Below are 23,987 nucleotides of genomic sequence, written 5' to 3' on the forward strand. Positions count from 1 at the left end.
TTATCGCAATAACGAGGGTTTTGAGGTAAGTACTAATTGAACCAGTTGTGCTATGGCGGCACCCAATAAAGCGCCACTCATTCCATAGTTTAAATATACTAATATTGTTGATAGTATAGCATTGATCAACGTTCCGGTGAGTAAAATTTTTATAACGGTTTTTTCCTGATGATTCCGAAAGAGTTCCACAATTTTGATACCATAAATAAACGAAGGGTATACATATAGGAAAGCAATCGTGTAAAACCAAATGGAAAGGCTGGTTTTTAGGTAGTACATCGTGATCAAATGGATGATCAATAAGCCGATTGGGACCAGGAATAATCCCAGCAAGCTTAGTTGTTTTTGAATTTGACCCACAACCGACGTGGTATTCCGGTATATGTTTTTGGTAAACGGGGTATAAATAAATGCTGCAACCGACATGGCAAAAACCAGCAGACTATTGAGTACCTGATAATTGGCAACAATGGTTCGGTTTTCGAAATAGTCGATGATATATAAGTCGATTTTTGAAGTGAAAAAGCCCAAAACCGACAATAAAAAGAATGGAAAAGCCTGTTTGTAATAGGAAAAGTCCATTTTGATATTCCCGGAAGATAGGTATTTTTGAAACAATACAAAATAACCGGTGCCGCGGATAAACTGGTAAAAACTGTAATTAACCAACAACGAATAAATCCCGAAATCGTCTTTTAGCCAATAGAAAGGAAACAGGAATACCAAAAAACTAATGACTTCGATCGCTATGGAGGCGTTGAATTTCTTTTCGTAAATGACCAATGCTTCGGTGGAATGATTAAAATAGCGTCCCAATAACCATATAAAAATGTAAAATGTATAGGTAACCGGAAAAAAACAGAGGCTTCCAATCGAAAATAGAAAGACTAAAGGCAAACGGGTAAACAGTATTCGGGAATAGTTCTTTTTGATTCTATTCGGAAGCATACTAAACAACCGCAAGACATATTCTTTATTTCCCCAGTTGATCACCTGAATGGCAAACAGCGTATACAACAAAATCGAAACAAATGCACCCCAGATTTCTTTTTGCGCAAAATGAATCACCAAAAATGGAATAGCCATACCAAAGGCCGATACGATGATTTGGCGTAGCGTATTGCTCGAAATATGTGCAATTCGGTTGTAATGGTTTGCTCTCAATGGACTGTGTTTTTTCGCAAGGTATAAAATCCGATACCACGGCCGTAATCCGATAAGTACAGGATCGTTTTGTTCTTTAATACGATGGCTTTTTGTTTGTGATCACTGCCAACGGTTTGTTGTTGTCCGTTATAAAAAATCTGGTTGTTTTGGATAACCGCTTCGGCTATTTTTACCTCGGGAAGAGGAAGAACCGCCGAATGGGTTCCGTTTTCATTCCGGTAAAAATAACGGAGTTCGTTGCCGGAAATGGTATAATCATAAAGCAATATCGGACTGTCTTTTGGAAGAAGTGCTTTGCTGTTTTCGGATGGTTTGGAATAGGAACCAACAAAACCAATCGGTATGATAATTAACGGAAGTAACAGCATTCCTTTTGGAGAAATGGTTTTGCGCTCGGGAAAGAGAAACAGTACAAAAAAGAACAATAGACCTGCTAGTCGGATATAGGAAAACGGGAATGCTTTGGTTAAAAATAGTGATAACGGAGCATTGCAGATCGCGAATAGTACTATAAATAGGGTGATTTTTGTATAAGACGGTAGGCGTTCTTTTGCCAGAAAAATAAAAGGAAATAGCAATACAATAAACGTATAGGTACTTCCGTAGGGCGACAGTAGTATGGCAGCGATGATCCAATAGGAAAAAGCAAACAGTTTATCGTGGTTTTGGGAAACGAAAAATCCGATATAAAGCAGACTCAGTTTAAAAGTGATCCATACGATTTGAAAAAATAGCGGACTGTTCCATAACGGATTTGGATTTTCGATCGGATCGAAAAGCAATAGTCGTTTGGTAAACATATAAAACGACTGGTAATTGTCGACAAAAGCGGTAGCGATTTCACCATTCGAAGCTTTCGGAAATACGTCTTTTAAAAAGAAAACCCAGATTTCAAATCCGCTTATGGCAACCGACAGTAATGTCAAACCTGCGCAAACTCCGATCAGATATAGAGCGGCTTTAAATTTTTTTCGAAAGAGTAAAAATAAGATCAATAGTACGGGGAATATTTTTAAAAGAATGGCAATACCCCAAAACAGACTCATCCGGAAAAACTGCTTTTTTTCGTACGCCAGCCAGCCTTCAGCCAACAAAAAGAAAAGTAAAAAATACAATTGTCCGAACAACAGGTTGTTTTTGATCGGAATAAAAAAGAGAAACGGCACCAAAACCAGATAGATCGGTTGGATGGAATAGTACTGGAAGATCCGCCTCAGACTATAAAGAAACAGCACACTGCTGATCAGATTGAATATAATTTTAGCCGTATACGGATCAAGAATGTGAAACGGATAAAAAAACAGTGCTAAAAACGGTGTGTTGGGTGCGAAACTGGTAAAAACGGACGTATAACCCAAGGCCGAAATCTTTTCATTAAAAATAGCCGGGAAATACAAATCGGAGGTAAAATGACCTTCCGAAAGAAAATAGCTGCCAAAATAGTAATTCGCAAAATCATGTAAGACGAAACCACTCGCCTGATAGAGGTAAAAACCACACAGTGTAATTATCGGAAGCAAAGGATAATAGGTTTCGAACAGTTTTCTCATAATCCGGAACATAAACAGCCTGTTTTTGCAGGACTTAGTTCAAAGATACGCGAAAACCCTTAATCTGTACACAACGAATAATGTGATCTATTAAACAGGTTGTTCGTTATTAAAAAAATATCCTCTTTACTGTTAAACTGCAAAACCCGACTTGTATTTATGCTACTTTTTAAAGTTTTATAAGAATAAAGTAGTATTTTTCCACTCAAAAGTTGAAAGAAAAATAACACTTTTTTAGTTGCAGGTTTTAGAATTGGTATTGTGTTTCGAAAATGAACGACAGGACACTGAGAAACCTGCAGTTTTGGTCTTTGACCTTTAAATCCTAATTGAGATATGGCCTATTTATACGATGTAAAAGTAAAATCGATTGATGTCGCAAACAAAATAGCGATTTTAGATATAGACACGATTCATCCGGACGCGATGTATTTTAGTAACAATCTGGCGTTTGCGATTCGCCTGATCCGGGACGCGGCTTTGGGAGCAAGCGAATTCAACGTAAATGACAGCGCGAAAGCCGTGAGATTTGGTGCTTAACAAAAATAGAGATGAACGAAAATTTACAACATAACCCCGAGAAACCCGCAGTATTGGTTTTTCATCTATCGGAATTCTTTCAAACGTATGGGATCTCGATTGCAAACCTCTCCCAAACGGTTTATGATTCCCCTTTCTATATCTACGATCGATCCTTTAAAGATAGAGACCTGAAATTTGTGGATGAAAAGCCCATAAACGATGAAGATTGTGATGCCGGTTTTGCAATCCTTAAGGCCATTTGGAACGAATATGTAGGGAAAGCGAAAACACCCGGTTTTTCTCGTGTTTTTAAAATCATGACCGACCTTGATACCGATGATTTCTATATCGAGTCACGATACGGTTTTGTTCCCGGTTATGATATGGATTCTGCAATTGCGACCATCACCCAACAAAATTTTGAGGTAATCCGATGGGATGAATTTTGGAATCAGGATAGTGAAGAATAAGGGTTGACTTCAGATTGTTTCCTTTTTTATGATTTGGAAAATAAGGCAAAATGAAACAAGTTGGTTTTTTGTAGCGCATAACGCAACGAGACGCGTAAAACACCCAATCCGTACACAATACTGCGTTGGAGGTTGATCGAAGAAGCATCTTCAAAATAATGTGTTGGACACGAAACTTCGCCAATCCGGGCGTCGTGATAGCAAAATTGCGCCAGTATTTCGTTGTCGAATACAAAATCGTCGGAATTGTTTTCAAAGTCGATCTGTTGCAAAACGGAGGCTTTAAAGCAACGGTAACCCGTATGGTATTCGGATAATTTCTGATTCATCATCAGATTTTGAAATAACGTCAGCATACGGTTGGCGATATATTTGTAAACCGGCATGCCGTTTTTTAAGGCGCCTTTGCCTAGTATTCGTGAACCCAATACCACGTCATATAAATCGCTTACCACCAGATGTACCATCGATGGAATCAGTTTGGGTGTATATTGATAATCCGGATGCAACATGATGATAATATCGGCGTTTAATTCAAGGGCTTTTTGATAACAGCTTTTCTGATTGGCGCCGTAACCTTTGTTGCGGTCATGGGCAATGATATGTTCAATACCCAGTTCCCGTGCAATCCGAATCGTATCGTCTTTGCTAAAATCATCGGTCAGGATGACGTCATCGACGATGTCGAAAGGAATTTCGTTATACGTCTTTTCTATGGTTTTACCGGCATTATAAGCCGGAAGTACGACTACTATTTTTTGATTGTATACCATATCAGTTCAGGTGGTTGACTTCGGTTTGTGATAGTTCCCGTACGTGATCCGAAACGCTTAAGCTCTGCAATGGTGCCAGCGATTCGATATCTTTACGATGGTAAAGGTTTCCCAGAAATGGAAATTCATCGTACGTATGCGTGGGTAGTCCGGCCAGGCGGTTTTGAACCTCGGTTAAGGTGAGATTCCATTCCCGACTTAAACGTTCGGCCGAAGGTTCCATAAAGGAAATATAAAGCAGTTCCGTTAGGGTGTGTTGTTGTGTTTGCGAAAAATTGACACCCATTGGGAGGTTGTTTTTTAACGTGTTATGCGAAGTCCGGAAGTCCAAAAGCCGGTCGCGGAAATCGGTATACGGCAGAAAACCGTTGTGGTTGTTCTGAACGGTAAATAACGGTTGTATGGACGATTCGTGACACCACATGCATTTGGCGGGTTTTCCGGCATTGGAATGCGTCGGATCGGCATTGTTTTTCCGAATCCCGTTGGCGTCGAATATCCCAAAGCGAAGCTGACCGTTGTCTAATAATTCGATGGTTTCGTATTCGGTTACCGCTCCATTGGCCGGATTGATCTCGGTTGACAAAAAGACCTGATTTAATCCGTTTTGTTCGGAAAACCGTATGATACGATGTTCCAGTGATACACCCGAATTGTCCACATAACCTTTTTCGGGTTGTAAGGTGTAATGGCTCAGGAGTATGTCCAGTTGTTCGGGTACGCCTGTTAAGGCATAATAATGTTCGGAAGCACCGAGCAACAAGGTAACATACCGACCCAAATCGATTGTTTGCTGTTGTTGGTATTCCTGGGAATTTTTGATCTTTTGATGCAAACGGTTCAATAGAACCTGTGCATTTTCCGATAATCCAATGGCTTTACTGTCCACATAAATCCGATTGCCATTGCTATACACACCGGATACATCAGAAGGTAACTTCGCACCGATATACGACAAAGCCCATTTTAATCCGATCAACGATTTATTGATATCGTCGTCCTCATACGCCTTGTTCCATCGGAGTACAAGCGAATCGTCTCCTTTTTCCATCAGATCGGAATAGGAATCGTTCGCGCAGGCGACAAGTAACAGACTAAAAACGAGCAATAGTTTTTTCATGCGGGATTGGTTTGGTAATAATACGGGTAACGCGGTAGATATAATAATTTGTGTTTCGGACAATACAAGGCGACAAATGGGTTAGTTTTTTAAGGCGAATCGTATTTTCCGGGTTTTGGGTGATATTTCGGGCGGTAATAAAAATAAAATCACTGTTTTGTTCGCTATGCGTTGCCAGTAATGCGATGAGCTGACTATCGGTTATAGCAGTATTACAGTTTTGTTCCCAATTGCAAAGTCCCTGATTCCGATTGGTGCATAGGAAAAACGGACGCTTGTCCAGATAAGGGGCAATAATGGTTCCTTCGCAAAACTGCGTAACGGTTTCCATTTTCGATAAACGCTGTTGCTCCAGATAAGCGGCTACCTGTTTTCCGGACGAAAAGGGTTTCCAATAGTCGTATAGATAAGCTATGATTCCACTGCTGAATTGTAATAATAACAGTAAATAAAGAACGGTTCTCCGTGCAAAATCCCGATTGATGTTGTTCCGGATACGATATACATGGTAATGATCCATCCATAAAGCAGTGATCAATATGATATAGTTGATACCATCGAATCGCGTAGCGCCCAATTGGGTGATAAAGAAAAAACACTGTACGCCAAACAAGGCGGTGTAGGTAAACAACAAAGTGGCTTTTCGTTTGTAAAATAACAATAGCGGAAGTCCGTATAACAACAACCCGATGGCGGCCGAGATCGGTTTGCTATAGTTAACCAGTAAATTGGAATTCCAAAAATGAATGGTTCGGAAATCGGGTATCGTGATCCATCCTTTAAAAAGTGAGATAAAGCCTTTGGTAAAGCGTTCGTATAGCGTAATATTTTGTGTTCGGGATAGAAAGATACTATCGATAGACGGGAATAATTGTACGATTAATAAAACAAGACCCGCAGCAAAAACGAGATAGCCGCTGGTATAACGAAGTATGTTTTTTTTGTTTTCAATAGTGAATAATAAGAGTAGTGCCAGACTGACTACTGTAAACATCAGGTGAATATTGGCGGCCAATACCAACCAAAAGGCATAAAGCAGGAATTTTTCCTTTCGTTGGCGGTATAGTCCCAAAGCCAGAAACAGGAATAATAAGCCCAAAATATAATTCCGACTGATGAGGTTGTATTCGAACAGCATAAAATAACCAAAGACAAACAATACTTTAAAAAGCGTCGAAAAAGGCGATTTCCGTAGAAAAATGCCAACCGTTAGCGTGGATAAAAGTATATGTAGGAATTGCATCCAAAACGGATTATCCGTGATTCGGGTGAGTAAAAACAAGAGGATGTTCCACAGCATTGGATGGCCTTCGTGGCGCATGTTGTAAAACAGTTCCGAAAAAGAACCGCTGTCCAGCGCCAATAACCAGTGATGTGCTTCGTCCAGCCAAAGTTCATGATGCAAAATACCCAGCAGGCTTATTGTAAAATAAAGCAGGGTGATAAAAATGAAGTATTTCTTTTCGGCCGATTGGTTCATCGCTATAACTGTTTACTAATCCGCATCAGGCCACTGGCCAAAATGGATTTGGTTTTTAATTTCAGTATTTTGATCGGATTCCGGTTTTCGGTTTTGATCCGCTCCCGGTGAAATTCCACTTCGTTTACCACTTTACTCACGGCATAATCGTAAAACTTACGGGAATAGGTTCTTTTAAAATCAATCTGACGGTCGGTTGAGGTTTCCCAATCGGGTTGTACGGTGATGCGGCTTTCCACCTCATCATACAAAGAAGTGCCTTTAATCGGATAGGCTACCGTAATGGTATATTCCGTAGGGTTGGCTTCTTTGAGGTATTGAATTGTCTGGTGAATGTCGTCTTCGGTTTCACCGGGATAGCCTACCATGATAAACGTTCCGGTTTCGATACCAAGGGCATTGGTTTTTTGAATAGCCTGTTTGACAACCGATACATCAACACGGCGATCCATCAGGTCAATGATTTTCTGGGAACCGCTTTCGGCACCAATCCAGATCCGATAACAGCCGGCTTCTTTTAAAAGTTGTAAAATGGCATCGTTAAGACGTTCGGCCCGGGTGATACATTCGAACGGAACTTTGGCGTCCTGGGCGAGTACTTCTTTATGGAATTCCGTCAGCCATTTATGACTCACGGTAAATACGTCGTCTACAAACCAGAGGGTGTCGGGATTGTATTGGTCTTTTAAAAGGCGCATTTCGGCAGCTACCTGTTGCGCCGGTCGTCTACGGTAACTCTGGCCATAGACAGCCGTGCTGCACCACTTACAGGTATACGGACAGCCGCGTTGTGTGGAAATTGTCATCGAGCTTTTCCCGTGATTCGTTTTCCAGGTTTGTAAATATTTTTCGATCGGAGCAGCTTCCCGGTTGGGTAATGGCAACTCGTCCAATTCCCGGAACTTGGTTCGGGCTTTTGTTTTGATCAATTGACCGTTGTCGAAAAAAGCAATACCATCAACAACCGTATAATCCGACTGTTCCATAATGGCCTGATAGAGTTGGTAGGTCGTTTCTTCGCCTTCGCCTATAATCAGAAAATCGGCGCCGGCATTCAGATAATTTTCGCAATTATAGGTCACGTCGGGTCCACCCAAAATGATTCTCGGAAAACCGTAACGGTAGTCCGTTTTCAGGATCCGAATCAATCGGATTACCTCAACTTTGGTCATCAGGTTGGTGTAAATGGCGATAACATCGGGTTGCATTTCAATGATATAATCCAGTTGTTCCTGTTGGGAATAAAACGTACTGTCGTAAACGCTATTCGGAATATTCCGTTCCAGCAGATAGCCCGAAATATAAAGCAATCCCAATGGTGGATAAGGCTTCATGATTTTTTGCTCCTTCGGATCGTCCGATATATAATACCCGTGTGTCAGTAGTATACTCATCTTTTTTGCAACGCAATAAAATAGTGATCGGAATAGCGCGACAGGAATCGAATGTTTCGAATAGTGTTTTCCAGAGAACCCAAAACGGCAGTTAAGCGTTTTTTATCTTTTACAAAGGGTTCCAGGTAGGAGGGTGGAATAAAAAAACCAACGGGTTTTATTTGGTTTACGGCAAAATGGCGTTGTGCCATTCGTTTGATGTCGGATGGATTGTAATAATAGGTCGTCACCGCTTCTCTGTCGACATTAGCGATTGCTTTTTCGCGTTTACGACGGAAGGCTGCTTTCCATTGGCCTTTTAGCAGAAAATAAAACTGTTCCCATACCGTATTTTTTGGCATGATCACTAAAAATAACCGACCGTTTGATGTTAGCAACCGATGGGCGTTTTCGAAAAAGGCTTTAAGTTCCGGTTCGGAAAGACAATTCAGTCCGCCAAAATCGGAAAAGATCGCATCGAACGTCTGATTTGGAAAAGCCGCGGGAAGCGTATTGATATCAGCCTGCCGGAAAGTAATCGTCCCGGTAGTGTCTTTTTGTCTGGCTGTGATGATCATTTGTTCCGAAATATCGGTGGCTGTTATCTGATAGCCTTGTTGCGATAACCAAATGGCATCTTCGCCCGTTCCGCAGTTGATTTCCAATAGCGAGCGGATTGTACTATTACGAAGTGCTTCTGTCATATGACGATAGACCAGATCGCGTTGCAACCTTCCGATTACCGTATGGGTAAACGTTTGGTCGTACGTGGCTGCGGCTATGTCGAACGAAGCACTCATGGTTTTTCTAAAGCTTTTATCTGATAACGGTCGATTCCGGCACTCGGAATATAATAACCCAGTTTGACAATGGATTTTAATTTGTCAGGGCGTACCGGATCGCGAAACAGGTTTTTTAGAAAATAAAGCCCCTGACTAATACGGTATTCCTTGTGAACCAATCGCTGTAATTTGCGATAATATTCGGAGGAATAGGTGCCGTGAAACATCATGTCCAGATCGTCCGAATCGGTCCAGTTGGATTTCTGTTTGAGGTCTTCTTTGACCTTGTCGTAAAATTTGGTGCCTGGTAAGGGATAGGAAACGGAAATCCCGATATTATCGGGTAACAGTTCTTTAACCATGGCAATGGTTTTTTGAATGTCTTCCTGGTTTTCGGTCAGATAACCGAATTGCAGGAAAAAAGCAATTCGAACGTGGTTCTTTTTTAACAAACGGGTGGCTTCATAAATCTGAGCTACCGTGGTGCCTTTGTCCATCGCGTCCAGAATTTTCTGGGAAGCACTTTCGGCGCCAATCCAGACTTCTTCCAATCCGGTACGAGCCAATACGGCAATGGTATCTTCTTTTAAAAGTAAGTCGGCGCGACTTTGTATATAATAACGGATCGATAGCTGTTGTTCGTCCAGTAGTTTTCCGAACTCCTGTACCCAGTTGGGTTTTAGACCGAAAATATCGTCGCACATCCAGAATCGGGTTACACCAAATGCGGACTTTAGATGGGCGATATGCCGTACGATATAGTTGGGCGAATGCGCGTTGTAGCGGTTTCCGTAAATCGGTTTGGCGCACCAGTTGCATTTGTACGGGCAACCGCGCGTGGTGGCGATATTGAGCGTAAACGGCTGACCGCTTTTTTGCCATTGGGCTTTATATGAATCGATGTCGACTAAATCCCAGGCGGGAAGCGGCAATTCGTCCAGATTTTGGATGATTTGTCGTTTGGGGTTGATCCGGATTTGGTGCGTGTTCGGATCGGTATAAATAATTCCGCTAATCGTAGCAACGGATGTTTTGTTTTCTAAGGTATTGATCAGTTCCAAAAGACTGGCTTCGCCTTCGCCTTGTAAAATATAATCGGCGCCTTTGTCCAGGTATTTTGGATAATGATCGGTCGAATCGGAACTGCATACAATAACGGTACACTGATGTTGTTTTCCGATGGCAATCATCTCAAAACACGCTTCCCGCATTTTGGTCAGACACATTTTGGTCAGGTAATTAAAACCGTCGTCATAAATCACCAGATAGTGTGGTTTGTTGTTTTCCAGTTTGCCGGCAATGGCACGCGGGTTGTCCAATAGGTTGGTGTCGAATAAATCGACCTGATAACCGGATTTACGTAACAATGACGCAGCATAGAGCGTTCCTAAAGGTGGAAAAGGGGTATGGTTTTTCCACTGCTTCGGATCGAGCCGGTAGTAGTACGAATGTGAAAACAGGATATCAGACATGTTCTTTGGTTAGCTGGATATGATGCGTAGTGTTAAGGTCGTCGTATTTCTGATTTAAAGCATCGATGATTCTTTTCTGGAAATTGGACGGATGGTGTTTGGATACTCTTTTTGATGACTTGAAGGCTATTGAAAATTCGGAAGCCAGTTTTCTTTCGAATTTTAATTTCCAAAACCAAAAAGTAGTTCTAAAGGTCAACTGTTCTATTTTGCGGCCAATCGAACCGGATAAAAAACGTTCGAAAGCAGCCGTTACTTTTTTCTTTTTTATCGGACGGATACTGTCAATATCGGTTCGGGTTTTATTCGGGAAAAAGGAATGTACCCATTGATTGCTTTCAAAAAACGCCGTGAGTTTCTCTTTCCCGTATAGTGGAATTAAAGTTACAATTTCTGTAGCCGTAAAACGATTTTTTTCTTCAATTTCCAGATTATCTGCTGTAATAAAGTAGTTCATACAGAAATATTTCCGGGAATTAAACAGGAATAACTTTTTGTAGAGTACCAGACACGTCCGGCAGGTCCATAAATGTCCCGGTTTACAGATGATAAAATAATCGATGTCGGATTTGCTGTCGAAATACCCTTTGGATAACGAGCCGGAGATCGCTACGGCTTCAACAAATGGAAACCATGATGTAATGAACTGTGCCTTTTTTTGCGCTTTTTTCAATGCACTTATAGCATTTCGGTTGCCGGTTTCCCTACGTTGGATGTGTTCGGCAGTCAGGTTGATATGATAATAGCGGTCGGTTTTGCTAATAATACCTTGTTCTAAGGCCTGTTCGATTTCGAGATCAAAATCCGTTCTGTTCTCGTGATCAGAGAAGGAATAGACTTCCTCTAGCTGTAAAGGATGGTTGAAAATAGAGAAATAAAGAATCGGCTTTAATATCTTCAAAACAAAAGATTTTGCTATTAATAAAAGGTCATATTGGACAATTTAAAATTAGCAAAATCTTTGGATTGATATTAAATTTTTATAAATATGATATAAAAAGATATAACAAATTGTTTTTAGAATGATTAATGTGCCTGTAGCCAGTCTTTTCCATATCCTAATTCTACTTCCAAAGGGACATCCAGTTTAAAAGCTTCTTCCATTTCGTGTTTAATCATGGGCTGAATACGTTCCAGTTCGCTGTTGTGAACGTCAAATACAAGCTCATCGTGTACCTGTAACAACATCTTACTTTTCCAGTTTTCGGAAATCAATCGTTTATGAATATTGATCATGGCAATTTTGATGATGTCGGCAGCACTTCCCTGAATTGGCGCGTTAACGGCATTTCGTTCGGCAGCGCCACGAACTACGGCATTCGCGGAGTTGATGTCTTTTAAATAACGACGACGGCCTAATACGGTTTGTACATAGCCGTGTTCACGAGCCGATTCCATTTGTTCCTGAATATAGGCTTTTAGTCTCGGGTAGGTCTGGTAGTAGGCGTCGATCAATTCTTTACTTTCCGAACGGGATAACGACGTTTGGTTACTCAATCCGAAGGCCGAAACACCATAGATGATTCCGAAGTTTACTGTTTTGGCATGGCTACGCTGTTCGCGGGTTACGGCTTCCAACGGTACGTTAAATACTTTGGCTGCGGTTGACGCGTGAATGTCTTCGCCGTTTTGGAACGACTTGATCATGTTCGGTTCTCCGCTTAAGGCGGCGATAATACGAAGCTCTATCTGCGAGTAATCGGCAGAAACCAGGGTGTAGTTTTCATCGCGGGCAATAAATGCTTTCCGGATCTGGCGACCTCGTTCGGTTCGGATCGGAATGTTTTGCAGGTTCGGATTGTTCGAACTTAAACGACCGGTTGCAGCAACAGTTTGCATATAATCGGTATGAACGCGTTGGGTGGCTTTGTCGACCTGTGTTGGCAACGCATCGATATAGGTGTTTTTTAATTTAACCAACTGACGCCAGTCTAAAATACTCTGAACAATCTCATGTTCGTTGGCCAGGTAACTCAAAACTTCTTCGCCGGTTGCATACTGACCGGTTTTGGTTTTTTTCTGTTTGGCTCCGCCGATTTTCAGCTTTTCGAACAGAATATCACCCAACTGTTTTGGTGAGGCCAGATTAAAATGTTCTCCGGCAATTTCATAGATTTTTTGTTCCAGGGTTTTGATTTCAATTTCCATATCCTTAGATAAGGATTTCAGGAAGTCAACATCCAGTCGGATACCTTCACGTTCCATATCGGCCAATACGGCTACCAACGGAATTTCGATATCTTCGAATAGCTTTTTCGTTCCGGTTTTGTCGAGTTTTTCCGAGAAAAGCGCTTTTAATTGTAGCGTAACATCGGCATCTTCCACCGCATATTCCTTGATGTCTTCCAAAGCGACATCGCGCATTGATTTCTGATTTTTCCCTTTTTTACCAATCAGTGTTTCGATCGATTTTGGGGCGTATTTTAAATAGGTTTCAGACAAGACATCCATGTTATGACGCATATCCGGATTGATCAGATAATGTGCAATCATGGTGTCGAATAAACGACCTTTTACCGTAATGCCATAATTGGCCAGCACTTTCAGGTCGTATTTTAGGTTTTGTCCTATTTTGAGGATGGTTTCGTTTTCGAAAAAGGGTAGTAGTTTTTCCAATAAGGTTTTGGCTTCTTCCTGATTGTCCGGGAACGGAACATAAAAGCCTTTTCCTTTTTCATAAGAGAAAGCGATTCCAACCAGTTCGGCATGTAAGGCGTCCAATCCGGTTGTTTCGGTGTCAAAACAAACTTCCGGTTGCTGTAACAGGTTTTGAACCAACAAACGGATTCCTAAATCACCTTGTACGATCTGGTAATTGTGACTGGTGGTTTCCAGTGTATCGTAAAAGCTGTTGTGCGTAGTGGTTGTTGCTACCTGACCGTCGTCAAATAAAGAAGTCTGGTCTTCGTTTTTCGCTGTTTTCCGTGTTTTGGATACGGTTGAAGCGGAAGGTTCCAGATTGTTGGTGTTAATCTCGTCAAATTCGGAACCGTCCGCAAAAAGTTTATCGAACTGTTCTTGCATTCTACGGAATTCCAGTTTCTGGAAAATGGCTTCGGTTTTGGCTACATCCGGGCGGGATAATTCGAAGTTTTTTTCGTCGAATTGCACCGGACAATCCAATAAAATGGTGGCCAGCGTTTTGGATAATATTCCTTTTTCAGCATTGGCCTCGATGTTTTCTTTCATTTTACCTTTTAGCTCGTGCGTATTGGCCAAAAGGTTTTCCATCGATCCGTATTCTTTTAATAATTTTTTCGCGGTTTTTTCGCCCACACCCGGAAGTCCCGGAATGTTGTCTACGGCATCACCCATCATTCCCAAAAAGTCGATCACCTGTTCGGGACGTTCAATTTCGAATTTTTCCAATACCTGCGGAACACCCCAGATTTCAATATCATTACCCATACGTGCCGGCCGGTACATAAAAATGTTTTCGGATACCAACTGAGCAAAGTCTTTATCGGGTGTAACCATATAAACGGTATAGCCTTCTTTTTCGGCTTGTTTGGCCAACGTTCCGATAAGGTCGTCGGCTTCATAACCGGGTAATTCCATAATCGGAATATGCATGGCCTTCAGGATTTCCTGAATATACGGAACGGCTATTTTGATGGCCTCCGGCGTTTCATCGCGGTTGGCTTTGTATTCGGGGAACATTTGGCTTCTGAGTTCGCTTCCTCCTTTATCGAAGGCAACGGCCAGATAACCGGGCTTTTCTCTTTTAATCACATCCATCAGGGAATTCATAAATCCCATAATGGCCGACGTATCCAATCCTTTGGAGTTGATGCGCGGGTTTTTGATAAAGGCATAATACCCACGAAAGATCAGTGCGTAGGCATCCAGTAGAAAAAGGCGTTTTTGTTGTGACATGATATATGCTATTTGCTTGTAAAAATACGGAATCCGATATTGATACGATCGAAATTCCAATGGAAATTTATGCGACCGCTTGTCGGTCGATTCCGATTATTCTGTAATTTTAATTGGTTTTAACCTTGTTAGCTATGAATATTATTATCGTAGAAGATCATGACGAACTGGCTCGGGAAATAGTAACCTACCTCAGCAGCGTGGGCCATTTTTGTAAAATAAAACAAAGTTGTCGGGAAACACTGGAGGAGATCGACCGAAATCCCTATGATCTGATGTTGCTCGATCTGGGCTTGCCGGATGGCGACGGATTGGATTTGCTAAAAGCTGTTCGAAAAGAATGCCATAAAATGGGGGTGATTGTGATTACGGCCCGCGGGGAACTGGACGATCGGATCAACGGGTTTCAGCTTGGTGCCGATGATTATCTGACCAAGCCTTTTGCACTGAGCGAACTCGGTGCACGTATTTTTGCCGTGATACGACGAATGCATGGGTTTACTTTAAATGAGCTGAGTATTCACGGATTTAGTATCCAATTACAGGATTATAAGGTAAAACATGGCGAAAATGCCATAGCACTGACCAAAAAAGAGTTTGATGTTTTTCAGTATCTCGTACTGAATAAAAACCGGGTGGTGACCCGATTACAGTTAACCGAACACCTTTGGGGCGATATTCTGGAATTGAATGCCGATTCGAATTTTATCGACGTACACGTCCGGAATTTGCGGAAAAAACTGGAGCATTATGAAAAACTGGACTGGTTTGAAACCGTTCGGAATGTCGGATATCGTATCAATGAATAACAGATGAAATTTAAACACCAGGTAGCCGTTTTTAGTATTCTGACCCGAATCGTACTGATCGTGGTTTTGTGGTTTGTATTGCCGGTATTGGTCGAAAAAGTAGTCTTCCGGCATATCACGACCAGTCTGCTGGAAAAGAAAGAGAAGTTTATCCGGAATCTCGATAATGAAGAAATCACTAATTTCCTTTCGGATAACAGTATGGACGATACCTATGCCAGTTTTTCAAAGCTACACAGTGAATTTTTGCAATTGTCGCGATTGCCGGATCATCAGGTTGTCAAGCAGCATACAGTTTTTGTAACCGAACCCCGGATCATCGAAAAAGAAGAAAACGAATACCGGATTTTACAGTATTTCTTTAAATATGGAGGAAAATCGTATCTGTTGGAAATCGGAAATAACCTCGCGCAGGTCAAAGACCTGTATTTTGTGATTCGGTTTTTTACGGTGGCCGTTTTGATCGGGTTGGTTGTGCTTACGTTTTTGCTGGAAGCGTTTTATATCGACTATCTGTTGCGTCCGTTTTATAAAATTATTGATCTGAAAATCCGACATATCGATAATCCGGAAACCTATAATATGACTACGATTCAGACGCATTCCGACGATTTTAAGGAATTGGATCTGGCGCTAAATCAGATGATGGAACGAATGCAGGATGTGATCCGGAAAGAAAAACAGTTTATAGCCAATGTTTCGCACGAATTGCTAACACCGATCGCAATTCTGAAAAACCGGTTTGAAAACCTGTTACAAAACGATTCGATCAATGATGAAGGACAGGAGAAAATTGTAAGTTCTCTCCGGACTCTGGACAACCTGAAAAAGATTATCAATAACCTATTGCTGATTTCAAAAATCGAACACCACAAATTCCTGTCGGATGAAACCATTGTATTGCGGGAATTACTGGATGAATTGCTGGAAGAGCTCGACGACCGGATTAAGGATCGCAAGATCATGGTGGTTTCGGAATTACAGCACGACTATTGTTTTATGGGAAACCGAACCCTGGTACATATATTGTTGTTTAATCTGTTGGGAAATGCGATTAAATATAACCGGGAAGCTGGACGAATTGTGTTGACCGATGGTTTTAAAAACGGTATGTATTGGCTGTCGATCAGTGATACCGGACAAGGAATTCCGACGGATCAGATGGAAACCTTGTTCGATCGTTTTACGCGAATCAATTTACAAGTAGAAGGGCAAGGGCTTGGTTTGGCCATAGCCAACAGTATTGCGCGCTTTCACAATTGCAGTATCGAGGTACGTTCCGTTGTAGGACAGGGGAGTACGTTTACACTTTATTTTCTGTCACCGGAAAAAGCCAATTAAATGTTAAAATTTTAGATAAGGTCTAATCTTCATTTTGTCTTCATTTTCAGCAGGTAACTTTGACTCATAAATTAATCATTAAACTTTGAAATCATGAAAAAATTAATGTTAGTTGCTGGGATGGTAGTGTCAACAGCAATGGCTTTCGCTCAAACAGCACCTGCAAAAACAGTTACCACTAAAAAACATGAGCATCATGCGAAAACCGAAGTAAAAGCAGAACCAAAAAAAGAAGAAGCTAAAAAAGGGGATGCCAAAATGGATAACCAAAAAATGAAAAGCGAAAAAAAATAGTCAGAAAATAGCAAGAGGCCGGTGATCAACCGGCCTCTTTTATTTTAGGTGTTTGCTTGCACCGTATTATTGCTTCACAATTTTTTGCGAATAGGTTTCGCCATTTTCGGTTTGTATCTGGATGATATAAATACCGCTGGCCATATCAGACATGTTGATCACATTCGATTGGGTGGTCAATACCTGTTGTCCTATCGCGTTGAATAGTTTTACCATAATGTCCGTTTGAGTAGTCGCAATCGTTACCTGCGAACGCGTCGGATTCGGGTAGATGTTGAATTTTGTTTTCAGATTGTCGTTTACGCCAAGTGCTGCCGTGCCTTTTAAACAACGTACTGATGAGCCTTGTCCTCTTGGACCTCCGGCTGCCGGATTGACGATTGCATTACTGAAGTATAAATTTTTTGCTCCGGTTGAACTTGTCGTACGGCTCCAGTAATAACCACGTACTCCGGTAAAGTTAAAGTTTCCTGTAGTGTCTCTGTTTCCGCCTACGGTTAGTTTTAAATTACTGTCATAGGCTTTTGATGGAGAAGTGATCACTTCTTTTTCAACAATTAATTCCCAGTCGGTTTGCGACGGCATTTTCCATCCTTCTCCCAAAGCGCGACATGGATCACATCCGTCTGTTGCGGTAACAGCGGCCGGTGTTGCAGCACTCCAGGTATCGGTAAGCTGATTGGAGTTCCACCATGCTGGCGATGACGTAAAGTAGTTTGCATTTCCTGCTCCGATACCGGTTGGATTATTGTTCGCCGGTGATGTGGCAGTAGTCGCAGTACGCAATTGATGTCCATCGTCCCAACGCCCCCATTGGAATAGATCACCAAAAGCATTCGCATCGGTTGATGATGTCGCTACAGCCGGGCTTCCCAGGTTTTGTTGTAACCAGATATTTCTGTCGGCACCACGTACCGTAGCATAGGTTACCGTTTGTCCCTGATACGTAAAGGTAACACAACCCACATCGCCTATGGCTTGTCCCGGTTCCTGATTGCAAACCGTACTGTTTTCGATCGTAAGCGTGTAATCTTCCGTTTGTCCGGCTCTCAAAGTCGTGTCACATGGATCAGTAATGGTATTCGGTGCATTCGGATTGCTCAATGCCGCTACATTGGTATTTTTAATGATTCGCATTTTAACAGTTCCGTTAGTAGCCGTAGCCGGGATTGTTATATTGGCAGTCACGGTATTGGCATTGGCCGGGTTCGCCGGTGCTAACTGACCGATGTAAAATCCTTCGCCGGCATCGTTAAAGTTTCCGTTTCCGTTAAAATCGATATAAACCATTACATCACTGGGAAAAGAACTGGAAGGTCCTTTTACTGCTATCGGGTAGGTTTGTCCTTTGGTTACGGTAGCACTAATACTTGAAAAATCTTCATAAGTCGGTGTGGTTCCCGATTGGAAAGGTGATGGATTGTTAATACTTCCAAAAGACACATTGGTGATCATATTACTATCGGCATTGTATTGATAGGTTGGCGTACAATTCTGAACACTGTTGTTGGTATACAATGTCGCGGATGCAACGTCATTTTCTTTATATCCCATCAGGAAAAGATCGGTGTCACCGTCGTTGTCATAATCAAAAACCAAAGCGCGTGACATGGTTACGGCTGTTAAAAGGTTGGCGTTTTCGGTATCGAGTGTAAATTCTCCGGCGCCATTATTGCGGTAGAACAAAGCCTTATTGTCTCCATCGGCATTCGAACCCAAGGTTAGGATGTCCAGATCTCCGTCGTTGTCATAGTCTACAAAACGAGAACTACCGTAGTAGGTTCCCATAAATGAAGCTCCGGTTGGTGTAAAATGCGCCGAACTGTTGTTTAAATAGACTGTCAGGGTTGGCTCGAATGAATCGCTCATGCCGGATAATAGTACATCCGAATGCCCGTCACCATTGATGTCGGCAGTGTCGATCGATGAAAAATAAACGTTATCCAATCCGCTGTTATGACCTACAAATGTTCCGTTTCCTTGGTTTAGGTAGAATTTTGTTTCCGGAACATAGGCATTGGTATACCCAGTGATCATTATATCTGGCCAGCCATCTCCATTGGCATCAAATACTTTTGCAGCACCGAAATAGGTTCCCGAAAGCACTGTATCCGAAACGGTAAACGTTCCGGTAGTACCGTTTTGTAGGTAAATAGTCGATACTTTGTCGCCACTGTCCAGCATTCCGTTTACCAGAATATCCATATCACCATCTTTGTCAAAGTCGACAATTTCTATCGCACCGTAAATCGTTGCCTGAATGTTGTCTACAGTAGCTTTTGTAAAGGTATTGTCGCCGTTTCCGTAGTAGATCTCAAAAACCTGTTCGTTGGTATCGGTTCGGGTACCGGTTATGGCAAAATCAAGATGCCCGTCATTGTTGATATCGCCGGTTCCTATCGCCGAATACATAATCTGGGTAAATGCGGTTGCCGTGTTGGGAACGTAGGTTCCGTTTTGATTGACATACAAAGCCGTATGTCCATCGTAGCCGGGAAGTGCACCGGATACAATGATTTCCTTAATTCCATCGCTGTTAAAGTCGGCTGCCACGCAATCCCCATAGAAGGCTCCGGTAAAAACCGAGCTGTTTGGGGTGAGTAATTGCGCATTACAATCCACCTGTGCCATGGAAAATAGCGTAATGAGTAAGTATATTTTCTTCATGATAAATTTGAATAAGTGGGTACAAATGTATTTATTTAGATTAAATAAAAATAATAGATCGGTTTTTTTGATAGTTTTTGAGATTTTTGGCAGCCCGAGTTTCGAAATGCTAAAAAAATTAACGAATGATTTGTGGAGTGAAAAAAAATACGGTACTAATTTTAGTATGTCTAAAGCGTGTTGTTTGAAATATAACTGGGAATGGTGTATTTGTAATATTCCTGAATATCGGAATGTACAACGGTTCTAAAGGGTAAGGTATGGATCGTTATTATTACGGAGTGTGTAAGTGTTTTGTGATTGGAATCGTAATAAATACTTTGTATATGTTAATTTTTTGTTTTTTGATGAGTTAAATTTGGTTTTTTAGTATTTTTTTTTGTTAGGATGTAGTATTTTTAGTTGCAATAAACAACTACCCCCAAATCCATCCTCTATGAAAAGAATAGCCTTTACATTCTTTAGAAATCTCCTATTCGCTGTATCGATCCTGTTTGCCACTCCAATTATGGCTCAGGTTGGAATAGGAACCACGATGCCAGATGCGAGTTCGCTTTTGGATATGACCTCAACCTCAAAAGGACTATTAACACCGCGTATGACGACTGCGCAAAGGACAGCAATTACAAGTCCTGCGAATGGATTACTGGTATATGATACGGATATTAAATCCTATTATTTTTATGATTTACCAACAACTACGTGGATTAAGATGCTGGGAGATGGCGACAGGCGACTGAATTTTAAAAGAATCAAATCGACCGATGTACTCGCGACTGTTTTAGCAGCCGAATCGACAGCCGGAGGCGGAACTACGTATAAGTTAACGGCTGGTACGTTTTATGAAATCAATGGGACTATTAATTTGGACAAACCAATCGAATTAAATGGTGCCTATGTTTCCGGATTGGATACCAATAACGACAAGCTGGTGCGTACCGGAACACTTTTTACCGGTGCTACCGGAGGAAGCCTTCGTAATCTCACACTAACCGCTTCAGTAAAAGTGTTCGATTTGAATGGGACATCAAGTCAGAATCTGATTTTTCGCGATTGCATTGTGGTGGGTTCCGGTGCGGTTGGTGATATTAAAAACTTCGGCCTGGTGTTTTTAACAATTGTTCAGTTTGTAGCCAATACAACCGGGATTACCTATGAAAATGTAAACCAGTTACTCATTAGTAATGTGGGTTGGCAGGATACGAATTCCGGGACATTCGAAACCTTTAAAGGTACGTTCAATATGTTACAACGCGCCGGTGGTTTTAGCGTGGTTAACTCCGGGAAAACCGGGATTGATGTATCGTTTAATCCAACCATAACGGGTGATGCGCTTTTAAAAGATGTGGTGTTTTATACCACAGGTACGGCCGGAACCTATGTGAAACGCTATACTACGGGAAGTTATACCGGATTTAATTTTGATAACCGTTGGGTGGTGAATAGTTCGGGTATTCCTGTGGAAGGGGATGCGGTTTCGACCGGGAATATTTTTTACGATCGAACACTGACGCAATCGGCTACAGCTTTGCCTTCAACCACTGGTGTTAAAATCGATATTCCAAATACGGCGAATAATAATTTATACCGTTTTACTTCATCGAATAACAGACTGACGTATCAGGGACGAAAATCCAGAATTTTTACCGTAAATGCCGCGCTTTCATTTGGCGATATTACCGGAAGTACCAATACGACTTATGCTTTTTATATTATGAAAATTCCGGCAGCCGGCGGTACATCGGCGGTAACGGCTTCGGAAACCTTTATCGATACCAATGCCGGTTATGTACAATCGTTTCCGGTTCAGGGAACGGTGATGCTGGATACCGGTGATGCTGTTGAAATATGGGTAAAACGAATCAATACCGGTAATCAGAGTTTTACGATAAAATCGTTTAGTGTTTCCATCCGATAAGGTATAGTTAAATTATTGCTAATGAAAATCCGTCGGTAATGGCTTTCTTTGTTACTTTGCTTCTTAATTTATTGTAATGCGATTAGTTTTTATAGGCGTAATTTTACTATTGGTGGAATTGTATGCATTCCAGGCATTCCGAACCATCACCAAAGAAAGATGGATATTGATAAGCTATCAGTTGGTGAGTCTGGCCATTTTTATATATCTGATTTATTCGTTTGCGCAATTTGATCGAAGTGTCGGACAAACAAAGCAGACCTTGTTTACTATGGGGGTGCTTTTAATCACGTTGATCCCGAAATTGTTGATAGCGATTATATTGCTAACGGAAGATATATACCGTTTGTTTGCAACCGCCATTAATTATTTTACGCAGGCCGATAATATCAAGGAAGCCATTCCCGAAAGGCGCAAATTTGTAAGTCAGGTGGCGCTAATGGTGGCATTGATCCCGTTTACATCGCTGTTGTACGGAATGACCAAAGGGAAATATAATTTTAAGGTAATCCGACAAACGATTTTCTTTCCGGATTTGCCAGATAGTTTCGATGGAACTACCATTACGCAGATATCCGATGTGCATAGCGGTAGCTTTGATAACCCGGAGAAGATTAGCTATGCTATTGATTTGATCAACGAACAAAAATCGGATATTATCCTGTTTACGGGTGATATCGTTAATACGCATGCTGATGAAATGCATCCGTGGATCGATACGTTTCGAAAGATTGAAACCCCGGCTTTGGGTAAGTTTTCCGTCTTAGGGAATCACGATTACGGGGAATATATCGAATGGCCGTCGCAAAAAGCAAAAGACGATAACTTTAAGGCGATTAAAGATCTGCACCGACAGATTGATTTTAAGTTGCTTTTAAACGAACATGTAAAGATTCGGAAGGGAGATGATGAAATTGCATTGGTTGGGGTTGAAAACTGGGGTGTAAAGTTCAAACAGGCGGGCGATTTGCACAAAGCTTCAGAAGGTTTGACGAATAATGATTTTAAAATTCTAATGAGCCATGATCCGTCGCATTGGGATGCAGAAGTGAAAAAATACGACAAACATTTTCATCTTACCTTGAGCGGACATACCCATGGGTTGCAGTTTGGAATCGAAATTCCGGGTGTAATCAAGTGGAGTCCAATTGAATATGTTTACAAACAATGGGCAGGGCTTTATGAAGAAATGGGAAAATATATCTATGTGAACCGCGGTTTCGGATTTCATGCCTATCCCGGACGTGTGGGGATCTGGCCGGAAATTACCGTTATTGAACTAAAAAAAGGCGAAAAAGTAGCGTAATTCGTTAAAAATGCTACATTTGTATAGCTAATTGATCGTAAAAGTTTAGTTAAAGATTTTAAACTTGTATACTATGTCAAAATTTGGAGAACTTATCAATGCACAAGTGCCGGTGTTAATCGATTTTTATACCGATTGGAATGAGCCTTCTGTTTCCATGCATCCGGTTATCCGGGATGTCGCTGCTGCTTTAGGGGATAGAGCAAAAGTGATCAAAATTGATGTGGATAAAAATCAGGAACTGGCCGAAGCATTACGGATAAAAGGTTTGCCTACATTGATGATCTATAAAGAAGGGCAAATGGTATGGCGTCAATCCGGGGAGTTGGATGCCAATACAATTATTGCACTGGTGCAGGAGCAATATTAATTAAAGTACTCCAAAACGGAAGCCGCGTTCCTGTAGATTCTGAATGACTTTTGGTAACAGGTATTCGAGGTTTCCGAATGCTTTTACGCTATCGTGACATACGATAATACTTCCCTGCTCGACATTTTCGATTACATTTTGTAAGCACTTTTCCGGTGTAATAGTTTTGTCGAAATCCATACTGATAACATCCCACATAATGATCTTATAGCCCTGTTTCCGCAATAAGCGGGATTGGGATGGTTTTATCTTGCCGTAAGGCGGACGAAACAAACGGGAATTGATTTTACCATCCGAGTATTTTACAATAGTGTCTTCGCAGGCTTTGGCATTGCGGATATACGTGCTGTTATCCGTTTTCCAGCCTTTTAAATGATTAAATGTATGATTGCCGATCTGATGACCGGCGGCTATAACCTTTTTGAATAGCTCCGGATGTTTTTCGATGTTGTGGCCGATGCAGAAAAAAGTAGCCCGGATCTGATGCGTTTCGAGTACGTTTAAAACCCATTCGGTAATCTCAGGTGTCGGACCATCGTCGAACGTAAGAAATACTTTTTTTTCCGTATTTGGAATATCCCAAATCTGGTTGAAAAATAGTCTTTTGACAATGCTGTTTGTTTTAACCCAGAAACTCATTATAAAATCAGCTAAAAAAGAAATATGCCCATGATTTCATAGGCATATTCTCGGTTTG

At 41.4% G+C, this 23,987-nt stretch carries 20 protein-coding genes; 8 read left to right on the forward strand and 12 right to left on the reverse strand.

Translation table 11 applies throughout. The annotated features are described in order from the left end of the window. Nucleotides 1-1,164 (reverse strand): hypothetical protein, encoded by a 1,164-nt coding sequence (locus ABFU83_RS16830; protein ID WP_347067623.1) that lies wholly within the window; start codon nt 1,162-1,164, stop codon nt 1-3. Next, on the reverse strand, nt 1,161-2,717 hold the full coding sequence (locus ABFU83_RS16835; protein WP_347067625.1) for a glycosyltransferase family 87 protein: 1,557 nt from the start codon (nt 2,715-2,717) through the stop codon (nt 1,161-1,163). Before ABFU83_RS16835 ends, ABFU83_RS16830 begins: the two co-directional genes overlap by 4 nt. Before the next feature lie 336 nt (nt 2,718-3,053). Between ABFU83_RS16835 and ABFU83_RS16840 the strand changes: the two genes are divergently transcribed. Both ABFU83_RS16840 and ABFU83_RS16845 read left to right on the forward strand, forming a co-directional pair. Then, the gene (locus tag ABFU83_RS16840; protein ID WP_347067627.1) at nt 3,054-3,257 is read left to right on the forward strand and encodes a hypothetical protein; all 204 of its coding nucleotides are present in this window, start codon (nt 3,054-3,056) and stop codon (nt 3,255-3,257) included. Between the two features lie 11 nt (nt 3,258-3,268). Further along, nucleotides 3,269-3,709, forward strand: a complete 441-nt coding sequence (locus ABFU83_RS16845; protein WP_347067628.1) for a hypothetical protein — start codon at nt 3,269-3,271, stop codon at nt 3,707-3,709. Nucleotides 3,710-3,735: 26 nt separating this feature from the next. Here ABFU83_RS16845 and ABFU83_RS16850 read toward each other — a convergent pair whose 3' ends face one another. From ABFU83_RS16850 to polA, 8 genes are all read right to left on the reverse strand, one after another. Beyond that, nucleotides 3,736-4,482: a glycosyltransferase family 2 protein gene (locus ABFU83_RS16850; RefSeq protein ID WP_347067629.1), complete on the reverse strand. Its 747-nt coding sequence runs from the start codon at nt 4,480-4,482 to the stop codon at nt 3,736-3,738. Between the two features lies 1 nt (nt 4,483). Continuing rightward, nucleotides 4,484-5,602 carry a hypothetical protein gene (locus ABFU83_RS16855; RefSeq protein ID WP_347067631.1) on the reverse strand — a complete coding sequence of 373 codons (1,119 nt, stop codon included), beginning with the start codon at nt 5,600-5,602 and terminating at the stop codon, nt 4,484-4,486. Further along, nucleotides 5,577-7,082 carry a hypothetical protein gene (locus ABFU83_RS16860; protein ID WP_347067633.1) on the reverse strand — a complete coding sequence of 502 codons (1,506 nt, stop codon included), beginning with the start codon at nt 7,080-7,082 and terminating at the stop codon, nt 5,577-5,579. Before ABFU83_RS16860 ends, ABFU83_RS16855 begins: the two co-directional genes overlap by 26 nt. Nucleotides 7,083-7,084: 2 nt before the next feature. After that, on the reverse strand, nt 7,085-8,476 hold the full coding sequence (locus ABFU83_RS16865) for a radical SAM protein (protein WP_347067635.1): 1,392 nt from the start codon (nt 8,474-8,476) through the stop codon (nt 7,085-7,087). After that, on the reverse strand, nt 8,473-9,255 hold the full coding sequence (locus ABFU83_RS16870; RefSeq protein WP_347067637.1) for a class I SAM-dependent methyltransferase: 783 nt from the start codon (nt 9,253-9,255) through the stop codon (nt 8,473-8,475). The genes ABFU83_RS16865 and ABFU83_RS16870 overlap by 4 nt, the downstream gene beginning before the upstream one ends. Then, entirely contained in the window at nt 9,252-10,709 is a 1,458-nt protein-coding gene (locus ABFU83_RS16875; protein WP_347067639.1) for a radical SAM protein, read from the reverse strand. The genes ABFU83_RS16870 and ABFU83_RS16875 overlap by 4 nt, the downstream gene beginning before the upstream one ends. After that, nucleotides 10,702-11,610, reverse strand: a complete 909-nt coding sequence (locus tag ABFU83_RS16880; RefSeq protein WP_347067641.1) for a nucleotidyltransferase domain-containing protein — start codon at nt 11,608-11,610, stop codon at nt 10,702-10,704. The genes ABFU83_RS16875 and ABFU83_RS16880 overlap by 8 nt, the downstream gene beginning before the upstream one ends. A gap of 125 nt (nt 11,611-11,735) precedes the next feature. Continuing rightward, the gene (gene polA / locus ABFU83_RS16885) at nt 11,736-14,585 is read right to left on the reverse strand and encodes a DNA polymerase I (protein ID WP_347067642.1); all 2,850 of its coding nucleotides are present in this window, start codon (nt 14,583-14,585) and stop codon (nt 11,736-11,738) included. Between the two features lie 134 nt (nt 14,586-14,719). Here polA and ABFU83_RS16890 point away from each other — a divergent pair, with 134 nt between their 5' ends. The 3 genes from ABFU83_RS16890 to ABFU83_RS16900 all read left to right on the forward strand — a co-directional run bounded on the left by ABFU83_RS16890 (nt 14,720) and on the right by ABFU83_RS16900 (nt 17,029). Further along, nucleotides 14,720-15,394 carry a response regulator transcription factor gene (locus ABFU83_RS16890; protein WP_347067644.1) on the forward strand — a complete coding sequence of 225 codons (675 nt, stop codon included), beginning with the start codon at nt 14,720-14,722 and terminating at the stop codon, nt 15,392-15,394. A gap of 3 nt (nt 15,395-15,397) precedes the next feature. Next, nucleotides 15,398-16,735 carry a HAMP domain-containing sensor histidine kinase gene (locus tag ABFU83_RS16895; protein ID WP_347067646.1) on the forward strand — a complete coding sequence of 446 codons (1,338 nt, stop codon included), beginning with the start codon at nt 15,398-15,400 and terminating at the stop codon, nt 16,733-16,735. A 93-nt stretch (nt 16,736-16,828) separates the two neighbouring features. Beyond that, complete coding sequence (locus tag ABFU83_RS16900; protein WP_347067647.1) at nt 16,829-17,029, forward strand: hypothetical protein; 201 nt, start codon at nt 16,829-16,831, stop codon at nt 17,027-17,029. 66 nt (nt 17,030-17,095) lie between these two features. Here the strand turns inward: ABFU83_RS16900 and ABFU83_RS16905 are convergent, their stop codons facing one another. Next, nucleotides 17,096-19,696 (reverse strand): FG-GAP-like repeat-containing protein, encoded by a 2,601-nt coding sequence (locus ABFU83_RS16905; RefSeq protein WP_347067649.1) that lies wholly within the window; start codon nt 19,694-19,696, stop codon nt 17,096-17,098. Between the two features lie 436 nt (nt 19,697-20,132). On the opposite strand from ABFU83_RS16905, the gene ABFU83_RS16910 reads away from it, so the two are divergent. The 3 genes from ABFU83_RS16910 (at nt 20,133) to ABFU83_RS16920 (ending at nt 23,290) form a co-directional block, all read left to right on the forward strand. Further along, the gene (locus ABFU83_RS16910; RefSeq protein ID WP_347067651.1) at nt 20,133-21,614 is read left to right on the forward strand and encodes a hypothetical protein; all 1,482 of its coding nucleotides are present in this window, start codon (nt 20,133-20,135) and stop codon (nt 21,612-21,614) included. 70 nt (nt 21,615-21,684) lie between these two features. Further along, a complete protein-coding gene (locus ABFU83_RS16915; RefSeq protein ID WP_347070232.1) occupies nt 21,685-22,920 on the forward strand; it encodes a metallophosphoesterase in 1,236 nt (411 codons plus the stop codon). Nucleotides 22,921-22,993: 73 nt separating this feature from the next. Continuing rightward, nucleotides 22,994-23,290, forward strand: a complete 297-nt coding sequence (locus ABFU83_RS16920; protein WP_136403826.1) for a co-chaperone YbbN — start codon at nt 22,994-22,996, stop codon at nt 23,288-23,290. Here the strand turns inward: ABFU83_RS16920 and ABFU83_RS16925 are convergent, their stop codons facing one another. Beyond that, nucleotides 23,291-23,929: a polysaccharide deacetylase family protein gene (locus ABFU83_RS16925; protein WP_347067654.1), complete on the reverse strand. Its 639-nt coding sequence runs from the start codon at nt 23,927-23,929 to the stop codon at nt 23,291-23,293. Nucleotides 23,930-23,987: the final 58 nt, after the last annotated feature.

It is taken from the genome of Flavobacterium sp. WV_118_3 (genome assembly GCF_039778605.1).
Taxonomy (GTDB): Bacteria; Bacteroidota; Bacteroidia; order Flavobacteriales; family Flavobacteriaceae; genus Flavobacterium.